Origin of the sequence: Micromonospora sp. NBC_01739, assembly GCF_035920385.1 — a bacterium.
Classification (GTDB): Bacteria; Actinomycetota; Actinomycetes; order Mycobacteriales; family Micromonosporaceae; genus Micromonospora.
This window is the reverse complement of the sequence record NZ_CP109151.1, coordinates 43680-60807: the sequence shown is the minus strand read 5'-3', so window position 1 is coordinate 60807 and position 17128 is coordinate 43680. Positions and strand designations below refer to the sequence as shown.

The following is a 17128-nucleotide window of genomic DNA, read 5'->3' as shown; positions in this document are numbered from 1 at the left end:
GCCCGACCGGGCGCACGGCCCTCGGCCGCGCGACCGCGCCAGGTCGCGACCCCACCCAGCGACTGGACCAGGTAGATGACGTCGTCGCGCAGTCGAGCCGAGGTCGTCGTGTACTGCACCCGGCAGGTGCGTCCATCCTGCACGACCGGCCCGCCGTCGCTGTCCAGCAACCCCTGCAGGACGGCCAACCGGACATCGAGGCTGTTGCGCTGGTACACCTCGGGCACGAACTTGGTGCCCGACTTGGTCCCGGCCAGGCCCAGCTCACGGAGCGCGACCGTCACCGGGTTCGCGACGATCACCCCGCCCCGGTGCCCGTCGACGTGCCGCAGCACGTAGTCGTACTCGCTCTTGCGGACGAGTTCGATGTCGGCGAGCGCATCCTCCATCGCGCGGGCGAGTTCCGGGTCCGCGGTGCTGAACCCTGGCGTCGTCTGGCACGAGATGGCGCCGTCGCCGAGCAGCAGACCGAGCGCGTAAGGGTCGAGTGGGACCTCCTGCGGCTCCATCTGCACGGGCGCCACGACCGGCAGCTCGTACCGGCGGGTGTGGCCCCGCCACTCCTGGCCGATCATCTCCTGCGTCTCGAGCGTGCGCCGACGTCCGCGTCGCTTGTCCTCGGCGGTAGCGACCGTCCAGAGGTGTTCGCCGCAGCACAGGGTGGAGGCTCCGTCTCCGGTGGTGACCCGGTAGACCTGCTTAGGCCCCTGCGGGTAGATGCCGATCACCGGGGTCGGCCTGCCGTTCGAGCCGATGACCAGGTCACCGACCTGAAGCGAACCGAACCGCTTGAACCCTTCAGGGGTGAGAACCCGCGCATCGTACGGCTGGGCCCGGCCCCTCATATACGCCAGGGGGGCGACCTCGATGGTGCCCGCGGCCATCAGCTTGGGGATGGTCTCCGGGTCCAGCATGTCGTGCAGCGCATCGTAGAGAGGGCGCAGGTACGGGTCGATCTTCTCGTTGAGGGTGCCGGGCAGGAAGCCCAGCCGCTCCCCCGCCTCGACGGCGGGCCGGGTCAGGATGATCCGGTTGATCTGCTTGGCCTGCAACGCCTGGACCGCCTTGGCCATGGCCAGGTAGGTCTTGCCGGTGCCGGCCGGGCCGATGCCGAAGACGATGGTGTGCGCGTCGATCGCGTCGACGTAGCGCTTCTGCCCGAGCGTCTTGGGCCGGATGGTGCGCCCACGCCGGGACAGGATGTTGAGGGTGAGCACCTCGGCGGGCCGTTCCGTGCCACCCTGCTCCAGCATGCCGACGGTACGCCGGACAGCATCAGTGGTCAGGGTCTCGCCTTTCTCGATGAGTTCGAGCAGTTCGCTGAAGATCCGCTCGGCGAGGGCGTTGTCGGCGGGCGCGCCGGTGAGGGTGATCTCGTTTCCTCGCACGTGCACGTCGCTGTTCACCGAGCGCTCGACCAGTCGCAGGATCTCGTCACCCGCCCCGAGCAGGTTCACCATGATCTTCGAGTCGGGGACGGTGATCCTGGTCTGCACCCGGGGTGGGCCGGGAGGTGGGGTGCCGGTCATAGGTCGGGCCGCAGGGCCCTACGCCACCTGCTCTCGATCTCGGTGCCGGGCCTGGCGCCACGGCGTGCTGACGTTACCTCCATCGTATCGGGTCGCCAGCTCGGACACGCTGCCCATTTCCGGTGGCCCCAGAGGCACACAGAAGCGGAGGAAGCAGACATCAGCGATCGCTTCCGGCACGGAAGTCGTACCGGTCGAAGGTCTCCTGGTGCCGGGTGAACCGGTAGGTGGCCCAGTGCATCCGGACCACCACCCCGTCGCCGTCGCGGGTCAGCCGGAGCAGTTCGCCGACCTCCCGCCCGGCGACCGTACGGAACACGTCCGGCCGATCCGGTAGCGGCGCGAAGATCGCGGGCGGCTTGCCCGGCGGGTCGTCCGCGCCCCGGGCCTGAAGGGTCGCGTTGCGCCAACTGAACACGTACTCGAAGCCCTCGCCCCACCAGCGGCCGAGCAGCCCCCGCAGGTGGGCGGGGGCCGGGTCGCCGGGCTGCCAGGGGGTGATGTCGGCCGGATCGTGCTCTACGGTGGCGGCGAGCAGCCGGTGCGGCAGGTCCAGCAGTTCCGCCGCAGTACCCGAGGAGCCCAGCACGGCGGCGCCGAACGCGGCCGGGGTGCCCTCGCCGCCGCGTCGGCCGTACACCCCGGCGAGGAACCCGGGCATGGCGCCGTCGTGCCCGACATGCACCACCCGGTCGCCCTGGGGCACCAGGATCAGTCCCAGGCCGAAGCCGGCGTTCCACACGGTCTCGTCGGTGACCGTGACCGGCCAACGCATCTCCTCTGCGGTGGCCGGGGCCAGCACCCGTCCGGCCGGGTCCAGCGCGGCCGGATCGGCCAGGAAGGCGGCCCAGCGGGCCATGTCGGTGGCCGTGCTCCACAGCTGCGCGGCGGGTCCGACGGCACCGAAGTCGGCCGGGGGCTCCGGATGCGCCTCGTCGGAGTACGCGTCGACCAGGTAGCCGGTGGCCGCTCGGGGACCGGGCGCGACCGTGGTGTCGGTCAGCCCCAGGGGGGTCAGCACCCGCTCGGTCAGCACCTCGGCCCAGGTGCCCCCGCGTACCTGCCCGACCAGCCGACCGAGCAGCGCCATGCCGAGGTTGGAGTAGTGGAACCGGCGTCCGGGCGGCAGCACCCGCTCGGCCCGGGTCAACTCGGCGAGCAGCCGGTCGGCATCCGGCGCCCGCAGGGTGTCCCAGACGTCGCCGTACGGCTCGCGTTGCAGGCCCGCGGTGTGCGACAGCAGTCGGCGTACGGTCAACTCGCCGTGTGCCGGCAGGTCGAGGTGCCGGCCCACCGGATCGTCGAGGTCGAGCAGACCCTCGTCACGGCACTGCATGACCAGTACGGCGGTGAAGGTCTTGGTCACCGACCCGATCCGGAACCGGGTCCGGTCGTCCAGGGGGGTGTCGTTGCCCGTGCCGCCGACCGTGCACGTCCACAGCGCCCGATCGGCCCGGTGCACGGCGGCCGCGACCGCCGGTACCCGGGCCTGCGCCTGGACCCGCCGCACCATCCGTTCCAGGTGCCCGGCGGCGGTGGTGCGGTCGGCGGCTGAACTCACGCCAGGTCCCGGGCCAGCATCGGACCGAGCGGCGCACCGCCCAGCAGGTGGGCGTGGACGTGGAACACCTCCTGGCCGCCGTAGCCACCGGTGTTGAACATCAACCGGAAGCCGTCCCCGAGCAGCCCCTCGTCCTCGGCCACCGCGGCGGCGGTGGCCAGCACCTCACCGGCCAGGGCGGGGTCACCCTGGCCGAGGGTGGCCACGTCGGCGTAGTGCTCCTTCGGGATGACCAGCACGTGCACCGGGGCCTTCGGGTCGATGTCGCGGAAGGCGAGGGTGGTGGGGGTCTCCCGGACCACCGTGGCCGGGATCTCCCCGGCGACGATCCGACAGAACAGACAGTCAGCAGTACTCACCCCGGCAGTGTAAGGAAGGGCCCCCGCTTAACGCCTCCGGTAGCGGAAGGGCCCCTTGTTAACACTGGCAGCGAGTGCGGCAGGATGGCGCGCATGGCGCAACGAGCAGTGCTGGTCACGGGCGGTTCACGGGGTATCGGACGGGCGGTGGTGCAGGCCTTCGCCGCCTCCGGCGACCGGGTGGCCATCCACCACCGCGACTCGGCCCAGTTGGCCGAGCAGCTGCGGGCCGAACTGCCCGGCTCGGGCCATGTCGTGGTCCGCGCCGACCTGGCCGACCCCGACGCGGTACGGACCATGGTCGACGAGGCCGCCGACCACCTGGACGGGCTCGACGTACTGGTCAACAACGCCGGAGTGTTCGGGCCGGCCGATCCGCCGCATCCCGTCTTCGGCACCAGCTACGAACAGTGGCGGCAACGCTGGCGTGAGGTCTGCGACACCAACCTGTTCGGGGCGGCCAACGCCGCCTGGTGCGCCGCCCAGCACATGCGCACGCGAGGTGGGCGGATCATCAACGTCTCCTCGCGCGGCGCCTTCCGCGGCGAGCCGACCAATCCGGCGTACGGTGCCAGCAAGGCCGGTCTCAACGCGATGGCCCAGTCGCTGGCGGTGGCCCTGGCGCCGTACGGCATCGCGGTGGCCTCGGTGGCGCCCGGCTTCGTCGAGACGGACATGACCAACGAGCACCTGAAGGCTCCACGGGGTGCGGCGATCCGGGCCCAGAGCCCCTTCGACCGGGTGGCCCGTCCCGAGGAGATCGCCGCGGCCGTGCACTGGCTGGCCAGCCCCGAGGCGGAGTGGGCCTCCGGCACCATCATCGACCTCAACGGCGCCTCCTACCTGCGCACCTGATCCCCGATCCTGCCCCTACCTCGCGCCCCCTCTGCTCTGCTTCAACCGACGCAGCGGGCAGCGGGCGGGTCTACCAGCGCAGGAGGCGGGTGGCCAGGACGGCCAGGGCGGCCACCCCGGCGGTGGAGGTACGCAGCACCGAGGGGCCCAGGCGGACCGGGTGCGCGCCAGCCTCCTGGAAGGTTGCCAGCTCGGCCGGGGTGATGCCGCCCTCGGGGCCGACCACCAGCACGATCTCACCCGCCTCGGGCAACTCGACAGTGGTCAGCCGGTCGGTCGCCTCCTCGTGCAGGACGTACCCGGCGGCGGCACCGGCGATCCGGCGGCTGACCGAGCCGGTTGACTCGTCCGGGGCGCCCGCCACCACCGGCAGCCACGCCCGGCGGGCCTGTTTCGCCGCCTCCCGGGCCGTGGCCACCCACTTGCCCCGGGCCCGTACCCCCCGGTCACCGCGCCACTGCGCCACCGACCGGCCGGCGGCCCAGGGGACGATCTCGTCGACTCCCGCCTCGGTCATCGCCTGTACGGCCAGTTCACCCCGGTCGCCCTTGGCGATGCCCTGCACCACCACCAGTCGGGGGTTCGCCGCGTCGACGTACCCCCGGCTGGTGATCTCGATGTCCAGGGTGCCCCGGCCGACGGCGGTGACCACGGCGGTGGCCGTGCCGCCCCGGCCGTCGCCGAGCAGCAGTGCCTCACCGACCCGCAGCCGTTGCACGGTGGCGGCGTGGTGCCCCTCGGGGCCGTCGAGCACCATCGAGTCGGCGACCGGCAGCGACTCGACCAGGAACAGCGGAGCGGACACGAGACGGAGCCGGTCAGGCGTGGCCGTTGAAGGCGTCGCGCATCCGGGAGAAGAAGCCGCCCTGCTTGGTCAGCTCGGCGACCTCCTCGCCACGGGTCTTGGCGAAGTCCCGCAGCATCCGCTCCTGGTCGGCGTCGAGCTTGGTCGGGGTGCGCACGTCGAGGTGGACGTAGAGGTCACCTCGGCCGGTGCCGCGCAGGTGGGGTACGCCTCGGGCCCGTAGCCGCAGGGTGCTGCCCGGCTGGGTGCCGGGCTTGACGTCGACCGGCTCCTCACTGTCGAGGGTCTTGATGGTCAGCCGGGTGCCCAGCGCCGCGGCGGTCATCGGCACGGTGACCCGGCAGTGCAGGTCGTCGCCCTTGCGGGAGAAGACGTCGTGGGGCCGCTCGTGGATCTCGACGTAGAGGTCACCGGCGGTACCACCGCCCGGACCGACCTCACCCTGCTGGGCCAGGCGGATCCGCATCCCGTCCTCCACCCCGGCCGGGATCTTCACCGTCAGCGACCGGCGGGTCCGGACCCGGCCGTCACCGGCACAGGTCGGGCAGGGGTGCGGGATGGTGGTGCCGTAACCCTGGCAGACCGTGCAGGGCCGGGCGGAGACCACCTGACCGAGGAAGGTGCGCTGCACCGACTGCACCTCACCCCGGCCACCGCACGCCTCGCAGGTGGCCAGGTGGGTGCCGGCGGCGGTACCCGCACCAGAGCAGGTGCTGCACAGCACGGCGGTGTCCACCGTGATCGGTGCCTCCACCCCGAAGGCGGTCTCCTGGAGGTCCAGTTCCAGCCGCAGGATCGCGTCGGCACCGGGCCGGGTACGCGGTCGCGGCCCCCGGCCCGCGCCGGTCGCCCCGCCGAAGAAGGCGTCCATGATGTCCTGGAAGCCGACGAAGGGACCGGTGCCACCGGGCCCGCCCGGTCCACCGGCACCGCCGCCGCCCGGGGCCAACGGGTCGCCACCGAGGTCGACGATCTGCCGCTTCCGATCGTCCGAGAGAACCTCGTACGCGGCGTTGATGTCCTTGAACTTCTCCTGTGCCTCCGGGTCCGGATTGACATCCGGGTGGAATTGCCGCGCCAGCTTGCGGTAGGCGCGCTTGATCTCGTCATCGGAGGCTCCTCGGCTGACGCCGAGAATGCCGTAGTAGTCCCTGGCCACTGCGTTCCGTGTCCTCGTGTTCGTCTCGCATTACGCCGGTCGGCGGCAGCCCACCGTCGGCCCTGACTGATCAGTTCTGGGCCAGCAGCTCGCCCACGTAGCGTGCCACGGCCCTCACCGTGGCGATGGTCCCGGGGTAGTCCATCCGGGTCGGCCCCAGTACGCCCATTCCCCCGACGATGGTCTCCCCCGGTCCGTAGCCGGTGCTGACCACGGAGGCCGCCCGCAGGTTGTCGATCTTGTTCTCGTCCCCGATGCGCACCCGCAGGGTGCTCGGCTCAACCTCACCGATGAGTTTGAGCAGGACGACCTCCTCTTCGAGGGCCTCCAGGATCGGCCGCAGCGAACCTTGGAAGTCCAGCAGGCCACCGCGGGCCAGGTTGGCGGTGCCGGCCAGCGCGATCCGCTCCTCGTGCCGCTCGACCAGTGTCTCCAGCAGCACGGTGGACAGGGTGGTCATGGCCGGCCGCAGGTGTGGCCCACACTCGTCGATGAGGGTCTGCACCAGGGGCGGGGTCTCCGACAGCTGGATGCCGACCAGCTTCTCGTTGACCGTCCGGCGCAGGTCCAGCACGTCGTCCGCGGCGATCGGGGCGGGCAGTTCGACCAGCCGCTGCTCGACCCGCCCGGTGTCGGTGATCACGACCAGCATCAGTCGGGTGGTCGAGATGGGCACCAGTTCCAGGTGGCGCACCCGGGAGCGGGCCAGGCTGGGGTACTGCACCACGGCGACCTGCCGGGTCAGTTGAGCCAGCAGCCGCACGGTGCGGTGCACCACGTCGTCGAGGTCCACCGCCCCGGCCAGGAACCGCTCGATCGCCCGGCGTTCGGCCGGGCTCAGCGGCTTGACCCGGCTCAACCGGTCGACGAAGAGCCGGTAGCCGCGGTCGGTGGGCACCCGGCCGGCACTGGTGTGCGGCTGCCGGATGTAGCCCTCCTCCTCCAGCACGGCCATGTCGTTTCTGACGGTGGCCGGTGAGACACCGAGCTGGTGCCGCTCGACCAGCGCCTTGCTGCCGACCGGCTCCTGGGTGGCGACGTAGTCCTCGACAATCGCCCGCAGTACGGCGAGCTTGCGGTCGTCGAGACCCATCTCCCACCTCCTGTCGCAGGTCAGTGTCGAGCGTCACCGTCGCCGAATAGGCACCCTGGCACTCGACTGTAGCGAGTGCCAGTCTACGTCGAGGCCCCCCGCCAGCGCGATGATCAAGAAGTGGAGCTGTCCGAGGGCCGATCGGCGACGTGACACTCGCCGGTGTCGCTATGGTGCGCCATTGCCGCTGACACCTACGGTGAGGTCCATGACCGAACCACCTCGTCCCCCAGATTACGGCGACGATCCCACCGCCCCGGTGTCCGGATCGTCTGGCCAGGGCGGCTACCCGCCGCCCGGCGGTTATCCCCCGCCCGGTGGCTACCCACCCCCCGGTGACCAGCCCTCGTCGGCCGGCTATCCGCCCCCGGGTGGTTATCCGCCGCCCGGCGGCTACCCTCCGCCCGGTGTCGGTTACCCGACCGGGGGCTATGGCGCGCCGGGAGGCGGCTACGGCGCGCCCGGGGGCGGGTACGGCACCAACGAGGACAAGACCTGGGCTCTCATCGCCCACTTCGGCGGTCCGCTCGGCGTGTTCATCGGTGGTGGCCTGCTCGGCTGGGTGGCGCCGCTGATCGCGAACATGACCCGTGGGCAGCAGTCCCCGACCGTACGGGCACACGCCGTCGCGGCCCTCAACTTCCAGCTCACCTGGGCGATCGTCGGGCTGCTGAGCTGGGTGCTCACCGCGATCACCTGCGGCATTCTGTTCTTCGTCCCGCTGCTGGTCTGGATCATCCCGGTGATCTTCGGCATCATCGCCGGGGTCAAGGCCAACGAGGGTGTCCTCTACCGCTACCCGATGAGCTACTCCTTCGTTAAGGGCTGATCGGCAGCTAGGGCAGCAGGTCACGCACCACGGCGTCGGCGAGCAGCCGGCCGCGCAGGGTCAGCACCGCGCGGCCGGCCGCGTAGTCGAGGGCGGCCAGCAGGCCGTCGGTCACCGCCCGCGCCGCAGCCGCCCGACCGGGGTCGTCCAGCACCTCCAGGGACAGGCCCTCGGCCAGCCGCAGCCGGAGCATGACCTCCTCCATCCGGGCCTCGTCGGGGGTCAGCACCTCCCGGGCCAGGCCAGGTGATTGCCCGGCGGCCAGGCGTTGGGCGTACGCGGTGGGATGTTTGACGTTCCACCAGCGCACCCCACCGACATGGCTGTGCGCCCCCGGTCCCAGGCCCCACCAGTTGCCGCCGGTCCAGTAGAGCAGGTTGTGCCGGCACCGGGCCGACGGCGTACGGGCCCAGTTGGACACCTCGTACCAGGAGAAACCGGCCGCCTCGAGGGCGGCCTCGGCGGCCAGGTAGCGGTCCGCGGCGACGTCGTCGTCCGGGTAGGGCAGCTCCCCCCGACGCATCCGCGCGGCCAGCCGGGTGCCGTCCTCGACGATCAGGGCGTACGCGCTGACGTGGTCGACCCCCGCCGTCACGACCTGCTCCAGGGAGGCGGCGAAGTCCTCCGGGCGCTCCCCCGGCGTACCGTAGATCAGATCCAGGTTGACGTGGTCGAACCCGGCCTCCCGAGCCTCCAGGGCGGCGGCCGTGGCCCGGCCGGCGCTGTGCCGGCGGTCGAGCACGGCGAGCACCCCCGGGGCGACCGACTGCATGCCCAGCGAGATCCGGGTGTAGCCGGCGGCCCGCAGCTCCTTCAGGGAGGCCGGGGTGACCGACTCCGGGTTGGCCTCGGTGGTCACCTCGGCGTCGGCGGCCAGCCCCCAGGTGCGGTCGATGGCGTCGAGGATGCGGGCCAGGTCCTCGGCGGGCAGCAGGGTGGGGGTCCCCCCGCCGACGAAGACGGTCTCCACTCGGCGGGGTGGGCGCTCGCCCAGCACCCGCGCGGCGAGGGTCAACTCGGCCAGCACGGTGTCGGCGTAGCTGTCCCGGCTGGCGCCGCCGCCCAACTCCTGCGCGGTGTAGGTGTTGAAGTCGCAGTAGCCGCAGCGACTGGCGCAGAAGGGCACGTGCACGTACACCCCGAAGCCGCCCTCATCGACTCTGGTCAGGGCTGAGGCGGGCAGCGACCCGTCGGCCGGGACGGGTTCGCCTGCTGGAAGGACGCCGGGCATGGCCACTAGTGTGCCCTCCCATGACCTCTCCCGACGCGCTGGTGCGGGTCACCACGGCCCGCGGGGTGAGCACCCTCACCCTGGACAGCCCGCACAACCGCAATGCGCTCTCCACTCCGTTGATGACCGAACTGCTGGCCGGGCTGCGTGCCGCGGTCGCCGACGACACCGTCCGGGTGATCGTGCTGGACCACACCGGCCCGGTCTTCTGTTCCGGGGCGGATCTGAAGGAGACGGCGGCGGCGTACGCCAGCGGGACCGTGCCGGCCGGGATGCTGGGTGAGGTCCTGGCGGCGGTCTGGGAGTGCCCGAAGCCCGTGCTGGCCCGGGTGGCCGGACCGGCCCGGGCCGGGGGTCTGGGCCTGATCGCGGCGGCCGACCTGGCGGTCTGCGCCGCCGAGGCCACCTTCGCCTTCACCGAGGTACGCATCGGGGTGATCCCGGCGGTGATCTCGGCGACCGTGCTGCCTCGGCTGCATCCTCGGGCGGCTGCCGAGTTGTACCTGACCGGGGACACCTTCGACGGCCTGCGGGCGGCGCAGATCGGTCTGGTCACGGCGGCAGTGCCGGCGCAGGAGCTGGACGCCGCGGTGCAGCGCTACTGCGACTCCCTGGTACGCGGTGCCCCCTCGGCGTTGGCCGGGGCCAAGGAGCTGCTGCGCCGGCCGCCCGCCACCGACCTGGGCGAGGAGTTGGCGGCGTTGAGCACCCTGTCCACCCGGTACTTCCTGTCCGGCGACGGCATCGAGGGGGTCATGGCCTTCCGGGAGAAGCGCCCCGCGCGCTGGGTGGCCGAACTCGACAGGTGAGGATCGGTCGGTAACGGGGAACTTCCCTTCCCGCGCGGATGACGCGCTTCGTGACGGAACTGGTCGGATGATCCAGATCGAGCGGCGAGGGACGTACGCTTTTGCGCGGACGTCGTACGGGAGGTGTGGGTGCGCACTCGGGTGGTCGTGGCGGGTTTCCTGGTCGTCGTGCTGGTCGCGGTGGCCGGCATCGTGCTCGGCATGCGGCAGGTGGGAGAGCGGCTGCGGTTGCCGCTGGCCAGCCGGGCGTGCACCGTGCAGGCCGACGGGAAGGTGACCCTGGACGCCCATCAGATGGCCAACGCGGCGACCATCGCGGCCATCGGCATCCAGCACGAGCTTCCGGACCGGGCGGTGGTGGTGGCGCTGGCCACCGCCTACCAGGAGTCCGGGCTACGCAACCTGGCCGACGGGGACCGCGACTCGGTGGGCCTGTTCCAGCAGCGACCCAGCCAGGGGTGGGGCACCCCGAAGCAGATCCAGGACCCCCGGTACGCGGCCGACCGGTTCTATTCGGCGCTGAAGAAGGTGCGCGGCTGGCAGGACATGCGGGTCACCGACGCGGCGCAGAAGGTGCAGCGTTCGGCCTTCCCGGAGGCGTACGAGAAGTGGGCCGACGAGTCGGAGGTGCTCACCCGGGCGCTGCTGGGCCACGCCACCGGCGCGGTGGTCTGCACCTTCGGGGGTGATCCGGCGATGCGGGGGGAGGCTGCCGCGACCGCCCTGACCAAGGGGCTGAGCCTGGACTGGGGGCTGACCGCCGCGGCGACCACGGCCAGCGGGCTGACGGTCGCCGCGGCCAACCAGCTCGAGGGCTGGCGGTACGCGCACTGGCTGGTCGCCCACGCCACCGATCACGGGGTGAAGCGGGTGCGGTTCGGCGACCTGGAGTGGACCAACCGGGGCGGTTCGTGGAGCCGGGTGGGTGACGGTTCACGGCAGTCCGCCGAGGTCGTCGCCGAGGTGTTCGGGGACTCCTGAGAGACCTCGAACTCCTTACCCGCAGTAACCGCAAAATCCGTCAATTCGTCTCCAACCCGCCGCCGATTACACTCTGAGTAGCCAGCGGTAGTCGCCCAGGTGCGTTGGGTGACCGTTGCTGTCAGGATCGATGCGGGTGGTCCCCGGGTCGGCGCGAAGGGGCGTTACGATCGGCCACCTGTGCCAGAAATGGTTTCACCTCATGGGGAGGGTACGACGTGGCATTCGACTACGGCGACCGCACCGGCTATGAACCGATCAGTGACGTCGACCGCAAGGAGTTCCATGAGCAGGGCTTTCTCCTGCTGCGCAACGTCCTGACCGAGGACCACCGGGCCGCCCTCGAAGCCGCGGTCGACCGGGTGTACGCCGAGGAGCAGGCCAAGGGCAACACCACCAAGGACGGCACCCTGCACCTGCTGGGCTTCCTTGAGCGCGACGAGCTCTTCGGTGACCTGCTCACCCACCCGATCGCCTTCCCGTACATGTGGGGCCTGGCCGGGTGGAACATCTACAGCCACCACAACCACCTCGACGTCACCCCGCCGGCCCTGGAGCCGGAGAAGCCGTACTGGGGGTGGCACCAGGACGGGTACCGGCAGAACTCCGACCCGGAGACGATGGACCCGAACCTGCCCCGGCCGATGTTCTCGCTGAAGGTCGCCTACGTGCTCTCCGACCTGTCGGAGACCGGTCGCGGTGCCACCAAGGTCATCCCGGGCAGCCACCTGTGGAACTCGCTGCCCCGCCCGGCGGACACCACGGTGCACAACCCGGACCCGGAGGGCACGGTCGAGATCACCGCCAACCCGGGCGACGCCTTCATCTTCGACCGTCGTCAGTGGCACTCGCGGTCGACGAACCTGTCGACCATCACCCGCAAGATGCTCTTTGTCGGCTACACCTACCGGTGGATCCGTCCCCTCGACGAGCTGCACATCGACAAGGACGGCGAGTGGTGGGCCAACCGCACCCCGGTGCAGCGTCAGCTCTGCGGTGAGGGCACCCACACCGCGAACTACTGGGGCATCAACTGGGACGGCTACATCGACGACGAGATTCCGCTGCGCAAGGAACTCAAGGAGCGGGGTCTGCTCAACCGCAACATCCCCTGGCTCCGCTAAGCGGTAAGGAAGGGCACCTTATTAACGCCTCGCGTACTAAAGGGTGCCCTTCTTAACACCCCCGGTGGGGTGTACAGCGAACGAAAAGGCACCCGACCGGATGGTCGGGTGCCTTTTCCGTGATCAGTTTTACCGGTGGGTGACTCCCCGGCGGTTGCGGCCGACCCCGGCGACCAGCGCGACCGCGATGGCGGCCAGCAGCACCTGGAGCATCAGCTCCCGCCAGTCGATACCGGCGGTCTCGGCGAAGCCGGAGGCACGGGCGATCACGGTACCGAGCAGGGCGGCACCGACACCGATGAGCATGTGCAGCCAGATCGGCATGGGCTGACGGCCCGGCACCACCAGGCGGCCCAGGGCGCCGATGATCAGACCGACGATCAGCGCGGTGATGATGCCCCAGACAGTGAACTCCATGGTCGCTCTCCTTCACAAAAGGCCGATCCACGTTCGTGGTTTTTTCTGTCGTGACCGCCTAATGCCCGACCCTCGAAGTTCTCAAACCGGCCCACCTGACTCAGGCCGCGCGTCGTGGTCAACACGCCGTTTCGGCGCAATGGGGGTCACCCGACACCTCGGCAACCGTCATTGCGCCGAAACGGTGACCACCTCCGGACCAGCCCGCACGACGAAGGCACCGCCGGTCGGATCGACCGGCGGTGCCTTCGGGGATCTTCCGCAGCCCGCGTACGCGGCGCGGCTACTTCTTGCCGGCGGCCTTGCCGTCGCCGGAGTCGGAGGACAGGGCGGCGATGAAGGCCTCCTGGGGGACCTCCACCCGGCCCACCATCTTCATCCGCTTCTTGCCTTCCTTCTGCTTCTCCAGCAGCTTGCGCTTACGGCTGATGTCACCGCCGTAGCACTTGGCCAGCACGTCCTTGCGGATCGCCCGGATGGTCTCCCGGGCGATGACCCGGCTGCCGATGGCGGCCTGGATCGGCACCTCGAACTGCTGGCGCGGGATCAGGTTGCGCAGCTTGGCGGCGATCGTGGTGCCGTAGGCGTACGCCTTGTCCTTGTGCACGATGGCGCTGAAGGCGTCCACCGGCTCGCCGTGCAGCAGGATGTCGACCTTCACCAGGTCGGACGCCTGCTCGTCGGTGGGCTCGTAGTCCAGCGAGGCGTAGCCCTTGGTGCGGCTCTTGAGCTGGTCGAAGAAGTCGAAGATGATCTCCGCCAGCGGCAGGGTGTAGCGCAGCTCCACCCGGTCGGCGGAGAGGTACTCCATGCCGAGCAGGCTGCCTCGACGGCTCTGGCACAGTTCCATCACCGCGCCGACGTAGTCGTTCGGGGTCAGCACGCTGGCCCGCACGGTCGGCTCGTACACCTCGGCGATCTTGCCGGTGGGGTACTCGCTCGGGTTGGTGACCACGACCTCCTGGCCGTCCTCAGAGATGGCCCGGTAGACCACGTTGGGGGCGGTGGAGATCAGATCCAGGTTGAACTCCCGCTCCAGCCGCTCCCCGATGATCTCCAGGTGCAGCAGGCCGAGGAAGCCGCAGCGGAACCCGAAGCCCAGCGCACCGGAGGTCTCCGGCTCGTAGGTCAGTGCGGCGTCGTTGAGCTTGAGCTTGTCCAGGGCGTCCCGCAGGGCCGGGTAGTCCGACCCGTCGATCGGGTACAGACCCGAGTAGACCATCGGCTTGGGGTCCTTGTAGCCGCCGAGCGGCTCGGCCGCCGGGCGCCCGTTGATGGTGACCGTGTCACCCACCCGGGACTGCCGGACGTCCTTCACCCCGGTGATCAGGTAGCCGACCTCCCCGACACCCAGGGCGTCGGACTTCACCATCTCCGGCGAGATGACCCCGATCTCCAGCAGCTCGTGGACCGCGCCGGTGGACATCATCTTGATCCGGTCCCGGGCGCTGATCCGCCCGTCGATCACCCGGACGTAGGTGACCACACCCCGGTAGACGTCGTACACCGAGTCGAAGATCATCGCCCGGGCGGGGGCCTCGGCGTCACCGACCGGCGGGACGAACTGCCGGACGATCTCGTCGAGCAGGTACGGCACCCCCTCGCCGGTCTTGCCGGAGACCTTGATGCAGTCCGCCGGGTCCCCGCCGATCAGGTGGGCCAGTTCCTCGGCGTACTTCTCCGGCTGGGCGGCCGGCAGGTCGATCTTGTTGAGCACCGGAATGATGCGCAGGTCGTTCTCAAGGGCCAGATACAGGTTGGCCAGGGTCTGGGCCTCGATGCCCTGGGCGGCGTCGACCAGCAGGATCGCGCCCTCGCAGGCGGCCAGGGAGCGGGACACCTCGTAGGTGAAGTCCACGTGCCCCGGGGTATCGATCATGTTGAGTACGGCCTGCTCGCCGGCCCGCTCACCATCGCGGATGGTCCACGGCATGCGTACGGCCTGGCTCTTGATGGTGATGCCGCGCTCGCGCTCGATGTCCATCCGGTCGAGGTATTGCGCACGCATCTGCCGAGGGTCGACCACACCGGTGAGCTGCAACATCCGGTCGGCCAGGGTCGACTTCCCATGGTCGATGTGGGCGATGATGCAGAAGTTCCTGATCCGCCCCGGGTCGGTGGCACCAGGAGCGTTCGCGCCGGTATCGAGCGTCGGTGGCACAGCGGTCCGTTCTGGTCGGCTGACGTGAGCAGGCCGGCTCATGCCGGCCCCCTCTATGCTCCCACGTCCCCGCCGAGCATCGGCCGGGCGTCCGTCACTCCTGAGGTGGCTCGACGAAGAGGGCCGCCAGCCTGGGCAACCGGCGCCGGGCCTCGTCGGCGTCGTCGAAGTCCCAGAAGTCGTTCAGGTCCGGCACCGGCGGCGACTCCCGATCGGTGGGCAGATCGGTAGCGGTCGCCTTGCGATACGCGTCCCACGGCACCGCCAGCATGTCCTCGCACTCGAACTCCTCGCCGCTGAGGGCGGCCGATCGCACCCGGGGCAACTCGGCCAGGGAGTCCGGGTCGGCCACCGCGCGGGCGAAGACCTCCCTGCCCTGGGTCATCAGCCAGCCCCGGAAGTACTCGAACCCGTCGTCGGAGGCACCCCCGTTGATCAGGTACGCGGCACCCCACAGGTCCACCCGGTAGGAAGCGCTCAGCACCCGTCGCTGATGGTGGGCGTACCCGACGATCTCCTCGGGGTCGCGGGCGGCGAGCAGCGCGACCGCCCGGGCGGCGACGGCGCTCGGCTCTCCCCCGCCGGACCGAGCCCTGTCGATCAACTGCCAGAAGTCGTCGGTCCTCATGGCCTGGCAGTCTGACAGACGCCCCGGCGGTCACCGCACCTTGCCGGGCGGTCGGGTCCCCCCAGGTCGCCGCCACCGGGCAGCATGGTCGGGTGAGCAACCCGCCCGTGCCGTACCACGCCACCGCCCAGCGGCCCGGCTGGGCGGCCCTGCCGGCGGCGGTCCGGGCCGCCATGTCGGCCCGCCTCGGCGCCCCGGTGGTCGAGGCCCGGGTAGCCACCGCCGGCTTCACCCGGGGTTTCGCCGCAGTGCTGCGCACCGCCGAGGGTGGCAGCGCCTTCGTGAAGGCCGCGGCCCGCGCCGAGCAGCCTCACCTGGTCGACTGGTACGCCCGGGAGGCCGCCATCCTCGCCCGGCTACCCGCCGGCCTGCCCGTGCCGGGACTGCGCTGGACCCTGTGGGAGGCCGGCTGGTACGCCCTGTGCCTGGACCCGGTCGAGGGACACACCCCCCGGCTGCCGTGGGACCCGGCAGAGCTGGACGCCACCCTGACCGGCTACGTCGACATCGCCGCCGCCCTCGCCGACCCCCCGACCGAACTCGCCGGTCTCGGGCTGCCCCACCTGGCCGACCTGGCCCGGGAGGACATCCTCTGGTGGGGCGAGGTGGCCGCCGGCCGGGAACCGACCCCGCCGCTACCGGCCTCGGCGGTCGGCCGGCTGACCGAGCTGGTCGCGCTGGAGTCGAAACTGCCCGGGTACGCCGCCGAAGCGACCGGCCTGACCCACGGTGACCTGCGGGTGGACAACGTCCTGATCGGCGCCGACCGAACGGCCTGGTTCTGCGACTGGACCTGGCTGTGTCACGGACCGGCCTGGTTCGACCTGGTCGGCCTGCTGATCACCGGGTACGCCAGCGGACTGGAGGTGGACGCCCGGTTCGCCACCCACCCGGCCGCCGCCGACGCGCCTGCGGACGCGCTGGACGTGACCCTGGCCGCCCTGGCCGGCTACCACCTGACCGCCGCCGCCGCTGCCCCACCGACCGCCTCGGCCCAACTCCCCGCCCACCAGCGGTGGACCGGCGAGCAGGCCCTGGCCTGGCTGGCCCGCCGCCAGGGATGGAGCTGACCGGGTCTCCGGTCGAGGGCGACCAGGGCCGTGGAGGGCTGCCGCAGGTGGGCCCGGGGTGGCACCCGGTCTCGCGGCGAGCCAGGTATGGTGGGCCCGGGCCGCGCCCCGGCGTGGGTCGGGTGCCGTTTTGGCCCGTCCGAACTGACCTGGTAACCTGGCTCTTCGCGCAGCGATGACGCATGCTCGTCGCGCGCACAAGCTGACCAACCCGAGCTATCAAGACGAGGCTGTCGCGTGGCGAACATCAAGTCCCAGATCAAGCGCAACCGGCAGAACGAGAAGCGCCGGCTGCGTAACAAGTCGGTCAAGTCGTCGCTGAAGACCGCCATCCGCAAGTTCCACGAGGCTGCTGAGGCCGGTGACGCCGAGAAGGCCACCGCGCTGATGCAGGACGCCTCCCGGAAGCTGGACAAGGCGGCCAGCAAGGGCGTCATCCACGCCAACCAGGCGGCGAACCGCAAGTCGGCGATCGCCAAGCGCGTGGCGTCGCTCGCCTCCTGAGCGGACGACCGCA

The 17128-nt window shown here is 70.9% G+C and carries 16 protein-coding genes and 2 pseudogenes; 7 read left to right on the top strand and 11 right to left on the bottom strand.

Annotated features, from left to right (window positions below; all coding sequences use genetic code 11):
- Positions 1–41 precede the first annotated feature (41 nt).
- The 4 genes and pseudogenes from OIE53_RS00260 to OIE53_RS00245 form a co-directional block, all read right to left on the bottom strand.
- Positions 42–389: pseudogene (locus tag OIE53_RS00260) on the bottom strand (LAGLIDADG family homing endonuclease); the annotation flags it as partial.
- 393 nt (positions 390–782) lie between these two features.
- Positions 783–1529 (bottom strand): annotated as a pseudogene (locus OIE53_RS00255) (PhoH family protein); the annotation flags it as partial.
- Between the two features lie 160 nt (positions 1530–1689).
- The gene (locus OIE53_RS00250) at positions 1690–3042 is read right to left on the bottom strand and encodes a serine hydrolase domain-containing protein (RefSeq protein ID WP_327027003.1); all 1353 of its coding nucleotides are present in this window, start codon (positions 3040–3042) and stop codon (positions 1690–1692) included.
- Positions 3043–3086: 44 nt separating this feature from the next.
- Entirely contained in the window at positions 3087–3449 is a 363-nt protein-coding gene (locus OIE53_RS00245) for a histidine triad nucleotide-binding protein (protein ID WP_327024524.1), read from the bottom strand.
- Positions 3450–3542: 93 nt separating this feature from the next.
- Here OIE53_RS00245 and OIE53_RS00240 point away from each other — a divergent pair, with 93 nt between their 5' ends.
- Positions 3543–4304, top strand: a complete 762-nt coding sequence (locus tag OIE53_RS00240) for an SDR family NAD(P)-dependent oxidoreductase (protein ID WP_327024523.1) — start codon at positions 3543–3545, stop codon at positions 4302–4304.
- A 70-nt stretch (positions 4305–4374) separates the two neighbouring features.
- On the opposite strand, the gene OIE53_RS00235 is transcribed toward OIE53_RS00240, so the two are convergent.
- The 3 genes from OIE53_RS00235 to hrcA form a co-directional block, all read right to left on the bottom strand.
- Positions 4375–5109: a 16S rRNA (uracil(1498)-N(3))-methyltransferase gene (locus tag OIE53_RS00235; RefSeq protein WP_327024522.1), complete on the bottom strand. Its 735-nt coding sequence runs from the start codon at positions 5107–5109 to the stop codon at positions 4375–4377.
- Between the two features lie 13 nt (positions 5110–5122).
- Complete coding sequence (dnaJ, locus tag OIE53_RS00230) at positions 5123–6268, bottom strand: molecular chaperone DnaJ (protein WP_327024521.1); 1146 nt, start codon at positions 6266–6268, stop codon at positions 5123–5125.
- Positions 6269–6338: 70 nt separating this feature from the next.
- Entirely contained in the window at positions 6339–7361 is a 1023-nt protein-coding gene (gene hrcA / locus OIE53_RS00225; RefSeq protein ID WP_327024520.1) for a heat-inducible transcriptional repressor HrcA, read from the bottom strand.
- A gap of 208 nt (positions 7362–7569) precedes the next feature.
- Here hrcA and OIE53_RS00220 point away from each other — a divergent pair, with 208 nt between their 5' ends.
- Positions 7570–8190, top strand: coding sequence for a DUF4870 domain-containing protein (locus OIE53_RS00220; protein WP_327024519.1), 621 nt, complete (start codon positions 7570–7572; stop codon positions 8188–8190).
- 7 nt (positions 8191–8197) lie between these two features.
- Here OIE53_RS00220 and hemW read toward each other — a convergent pair whose 3' ends face one another.
- Complete coding sequence (gene hemW / locus OIE53_RS00215; RefSeq protein ID WP_327024518.1) at positions 8198–9421, bottom strand: radical SAM family heme chaperone HemW; 1224 nt, start codon at positions 9419–9421, stop codon at positions 8198–8200.
- Positions 9422–9441: 20 nt separating this feature from the next.
- On the opposite strand from hemW, the gene OIE53_RS00210 reads away from it, so the two are divergent.
- The 3 genes from OIE53_RS00210 to OIE53_RS00200 all read left to right on the top strand — a co-directional run bounded on the left by OIE53_RS00210 (position 9442) and on the right by OIE53_RS00200 (position 12335).
- Positions 9442–10230, top strand: coding sequence for an enoyl-CoA hydratase-related protein (locus OIE53_RS00210; protein WP_327024517.1), 789 nt, complete (start codon positions 9442–9444; stop codon positions 10228–10230).
- 123 nt (positions 10231–10353) lie between these two features.
- On the top strand, positions 10354–11211 hold the full coding sequence (locus OIE53_RS00205) for a hypothetical protein (RefSeq protein ID WP_327024516.1): 858 nt from the start codon (positions 10354–10356) through the stop codon (positions 11209–11211).
- A gap of 218 nt (positions 11212–11429) precedes the next feature.
- Positions 11430–12335 carry a phytanoyl-CoA dioxygenase family protein gene (locus tag OIE53_RS00200; RefSeq protein ID WP_327024515.1) on the top strand — a complete coding sequence of 302 codons (906 nt, stop codon included), beginning with the start codon at positions 11430–11432 and terminating at the stop codon, positions 12333–12335.
- Between the two features lie 129 nt (positions 12336–12464).
- On the opposite strand, the gene OIE53_RS00195 is transcribed toward OIE53_RS00200, so the two are convergent.
- From OIE53_RS00195 to OIE53_RS00185, 3 genes are all read right to left on the bottom strand, one after another.
- Positions 12465–12752 carry a GlsB/YeaQ/YmgE family stress response membrane protein gene (locus tag OIE53_RS00195; protein ID WP_327024514.1) on the bottom strand — a complete coding sequence of 96 codons (288 nt, stop codon included), beginning with the start codon at positions 12750–12752 and terminating at the stop codon, positions 12465–12467.
- A gap of 283 nt (positions 12753–13035) precedes the next feature.
- Positions 13036–14913, bottom strand: coding sequence for a translation elongation factor 4 (gene lepA, locus OIE53_RS00190; protein WP_327027001.1), 1878 nt, complete (start codon positions 14911–14913; stop codon positions 13036–13038).
- A gap of 94 nt (positions 14914–15007) precedes the next feature.
- Positions 15008–15541, bottom strand: coding sequence for a DUF4240 domain-containing protein (locus OIE53_RS00185; protein ID WP_327024513.1), 534 nt, complete (start codon positions 15539–15541; stop codon positions 15008–15010).
- Between the two features lie 173 nt (positions 15542–15714).
- Here OIE53_RS00185 and OIE53_RS00180 point away from each other — a divergent pair, with 173 nt between their 5' ends.
- Together OIE53_RS00180 and rpsT are read left to right on the top strand one after the other, a co-directional pair.
- Positions 15715–16611 carry a phosphotransferase family protein gene (locus tag OIE53_RS00180; RefSeq protein WP_327026999.1) on the top strand — a complete coding sequence of 299 codons (897 nt, stop codon included), beginning with the start codon at positions 15715–15717 and terminating at the stop codon, positions 16609–16611.
- A gap of 237 nt (positions 16612–16848) precedes the next feature.
- Positions 16849–17115: a 30S ribosomal protein S20 gene (rpsT, locus tag OIE53_RS00175; protein WP_102659200.1), complete on the top strand. Its 267-nt coding sequence runs from the start codon at positions 16849–16851 to the stop codon at positions 17113–17115.
- Positions 17116–17128: the final 13 nt, after the last annotated feature.

Coding starts and splice junctions, on each gene's coding strand:
- OIE53_RS00210 (WP_327024517.1), top strand. CDS start 9,442: ATGACCTCTCCCGACGCGCTGGTGCGGGTCACCACGGCCCGCGGGGTG.
- hrcA (WP_327024520.1), bottom strand. CDS start 7,361: ATGGGTCTCGACGACCGCAAGCTCGCCGTACTGCGGGCGATTGTCGAG.
- OIE53_RS00220 (WP_327024519.1), top strand. CDS start 7,570: ATGACCGAACCACCTCGTCCCCCAGATTACGGCGACGATCCCACCGCC.
- OIE53_RS00250 (WP_327027003.1), bottom strand. CDS start 3,042: ATGGTGCGGCGGGTCCAGGCGCAGGCCCGGGTACCGGCGGTCGCGGCC.
- OIE53_RS00195 (WP_327024514.1), bottom strand. CDS start 12,752: ATGGAGTTCACTGTCTGGGGCATCATCACCGCGCTGATCGTCGGTCTG.
- OIE53_RS00185 (WP_327024513.1), bottom strand. CDS start 15,541: ATGAGGACCGACGACTTCTGGCAGTTGATCGACAGGGCTCGGTCCGGC.
- hemW (WP_327024518.1), bottom strand. CDS start 9,421: ATGCCCGGCGTCCTTCCAGCAGGCGAACCCGTCCCGGCCGACGGGTCG.
- OIE53_RS00180 (WP_327026999.1), top strand. CDS start 15,715: ATGTCGGCCCGCCTCGGCGCCCCGGTGGTCGAGGCCCGGGTAGCCACC.
- OIE53_RS00240 (WP_327024523.1), top strand. CDS start 3,543: ATGGCGCAACGAGCAGTGCTGGTCACGGGCGGTTCACGGGGTATCGGA.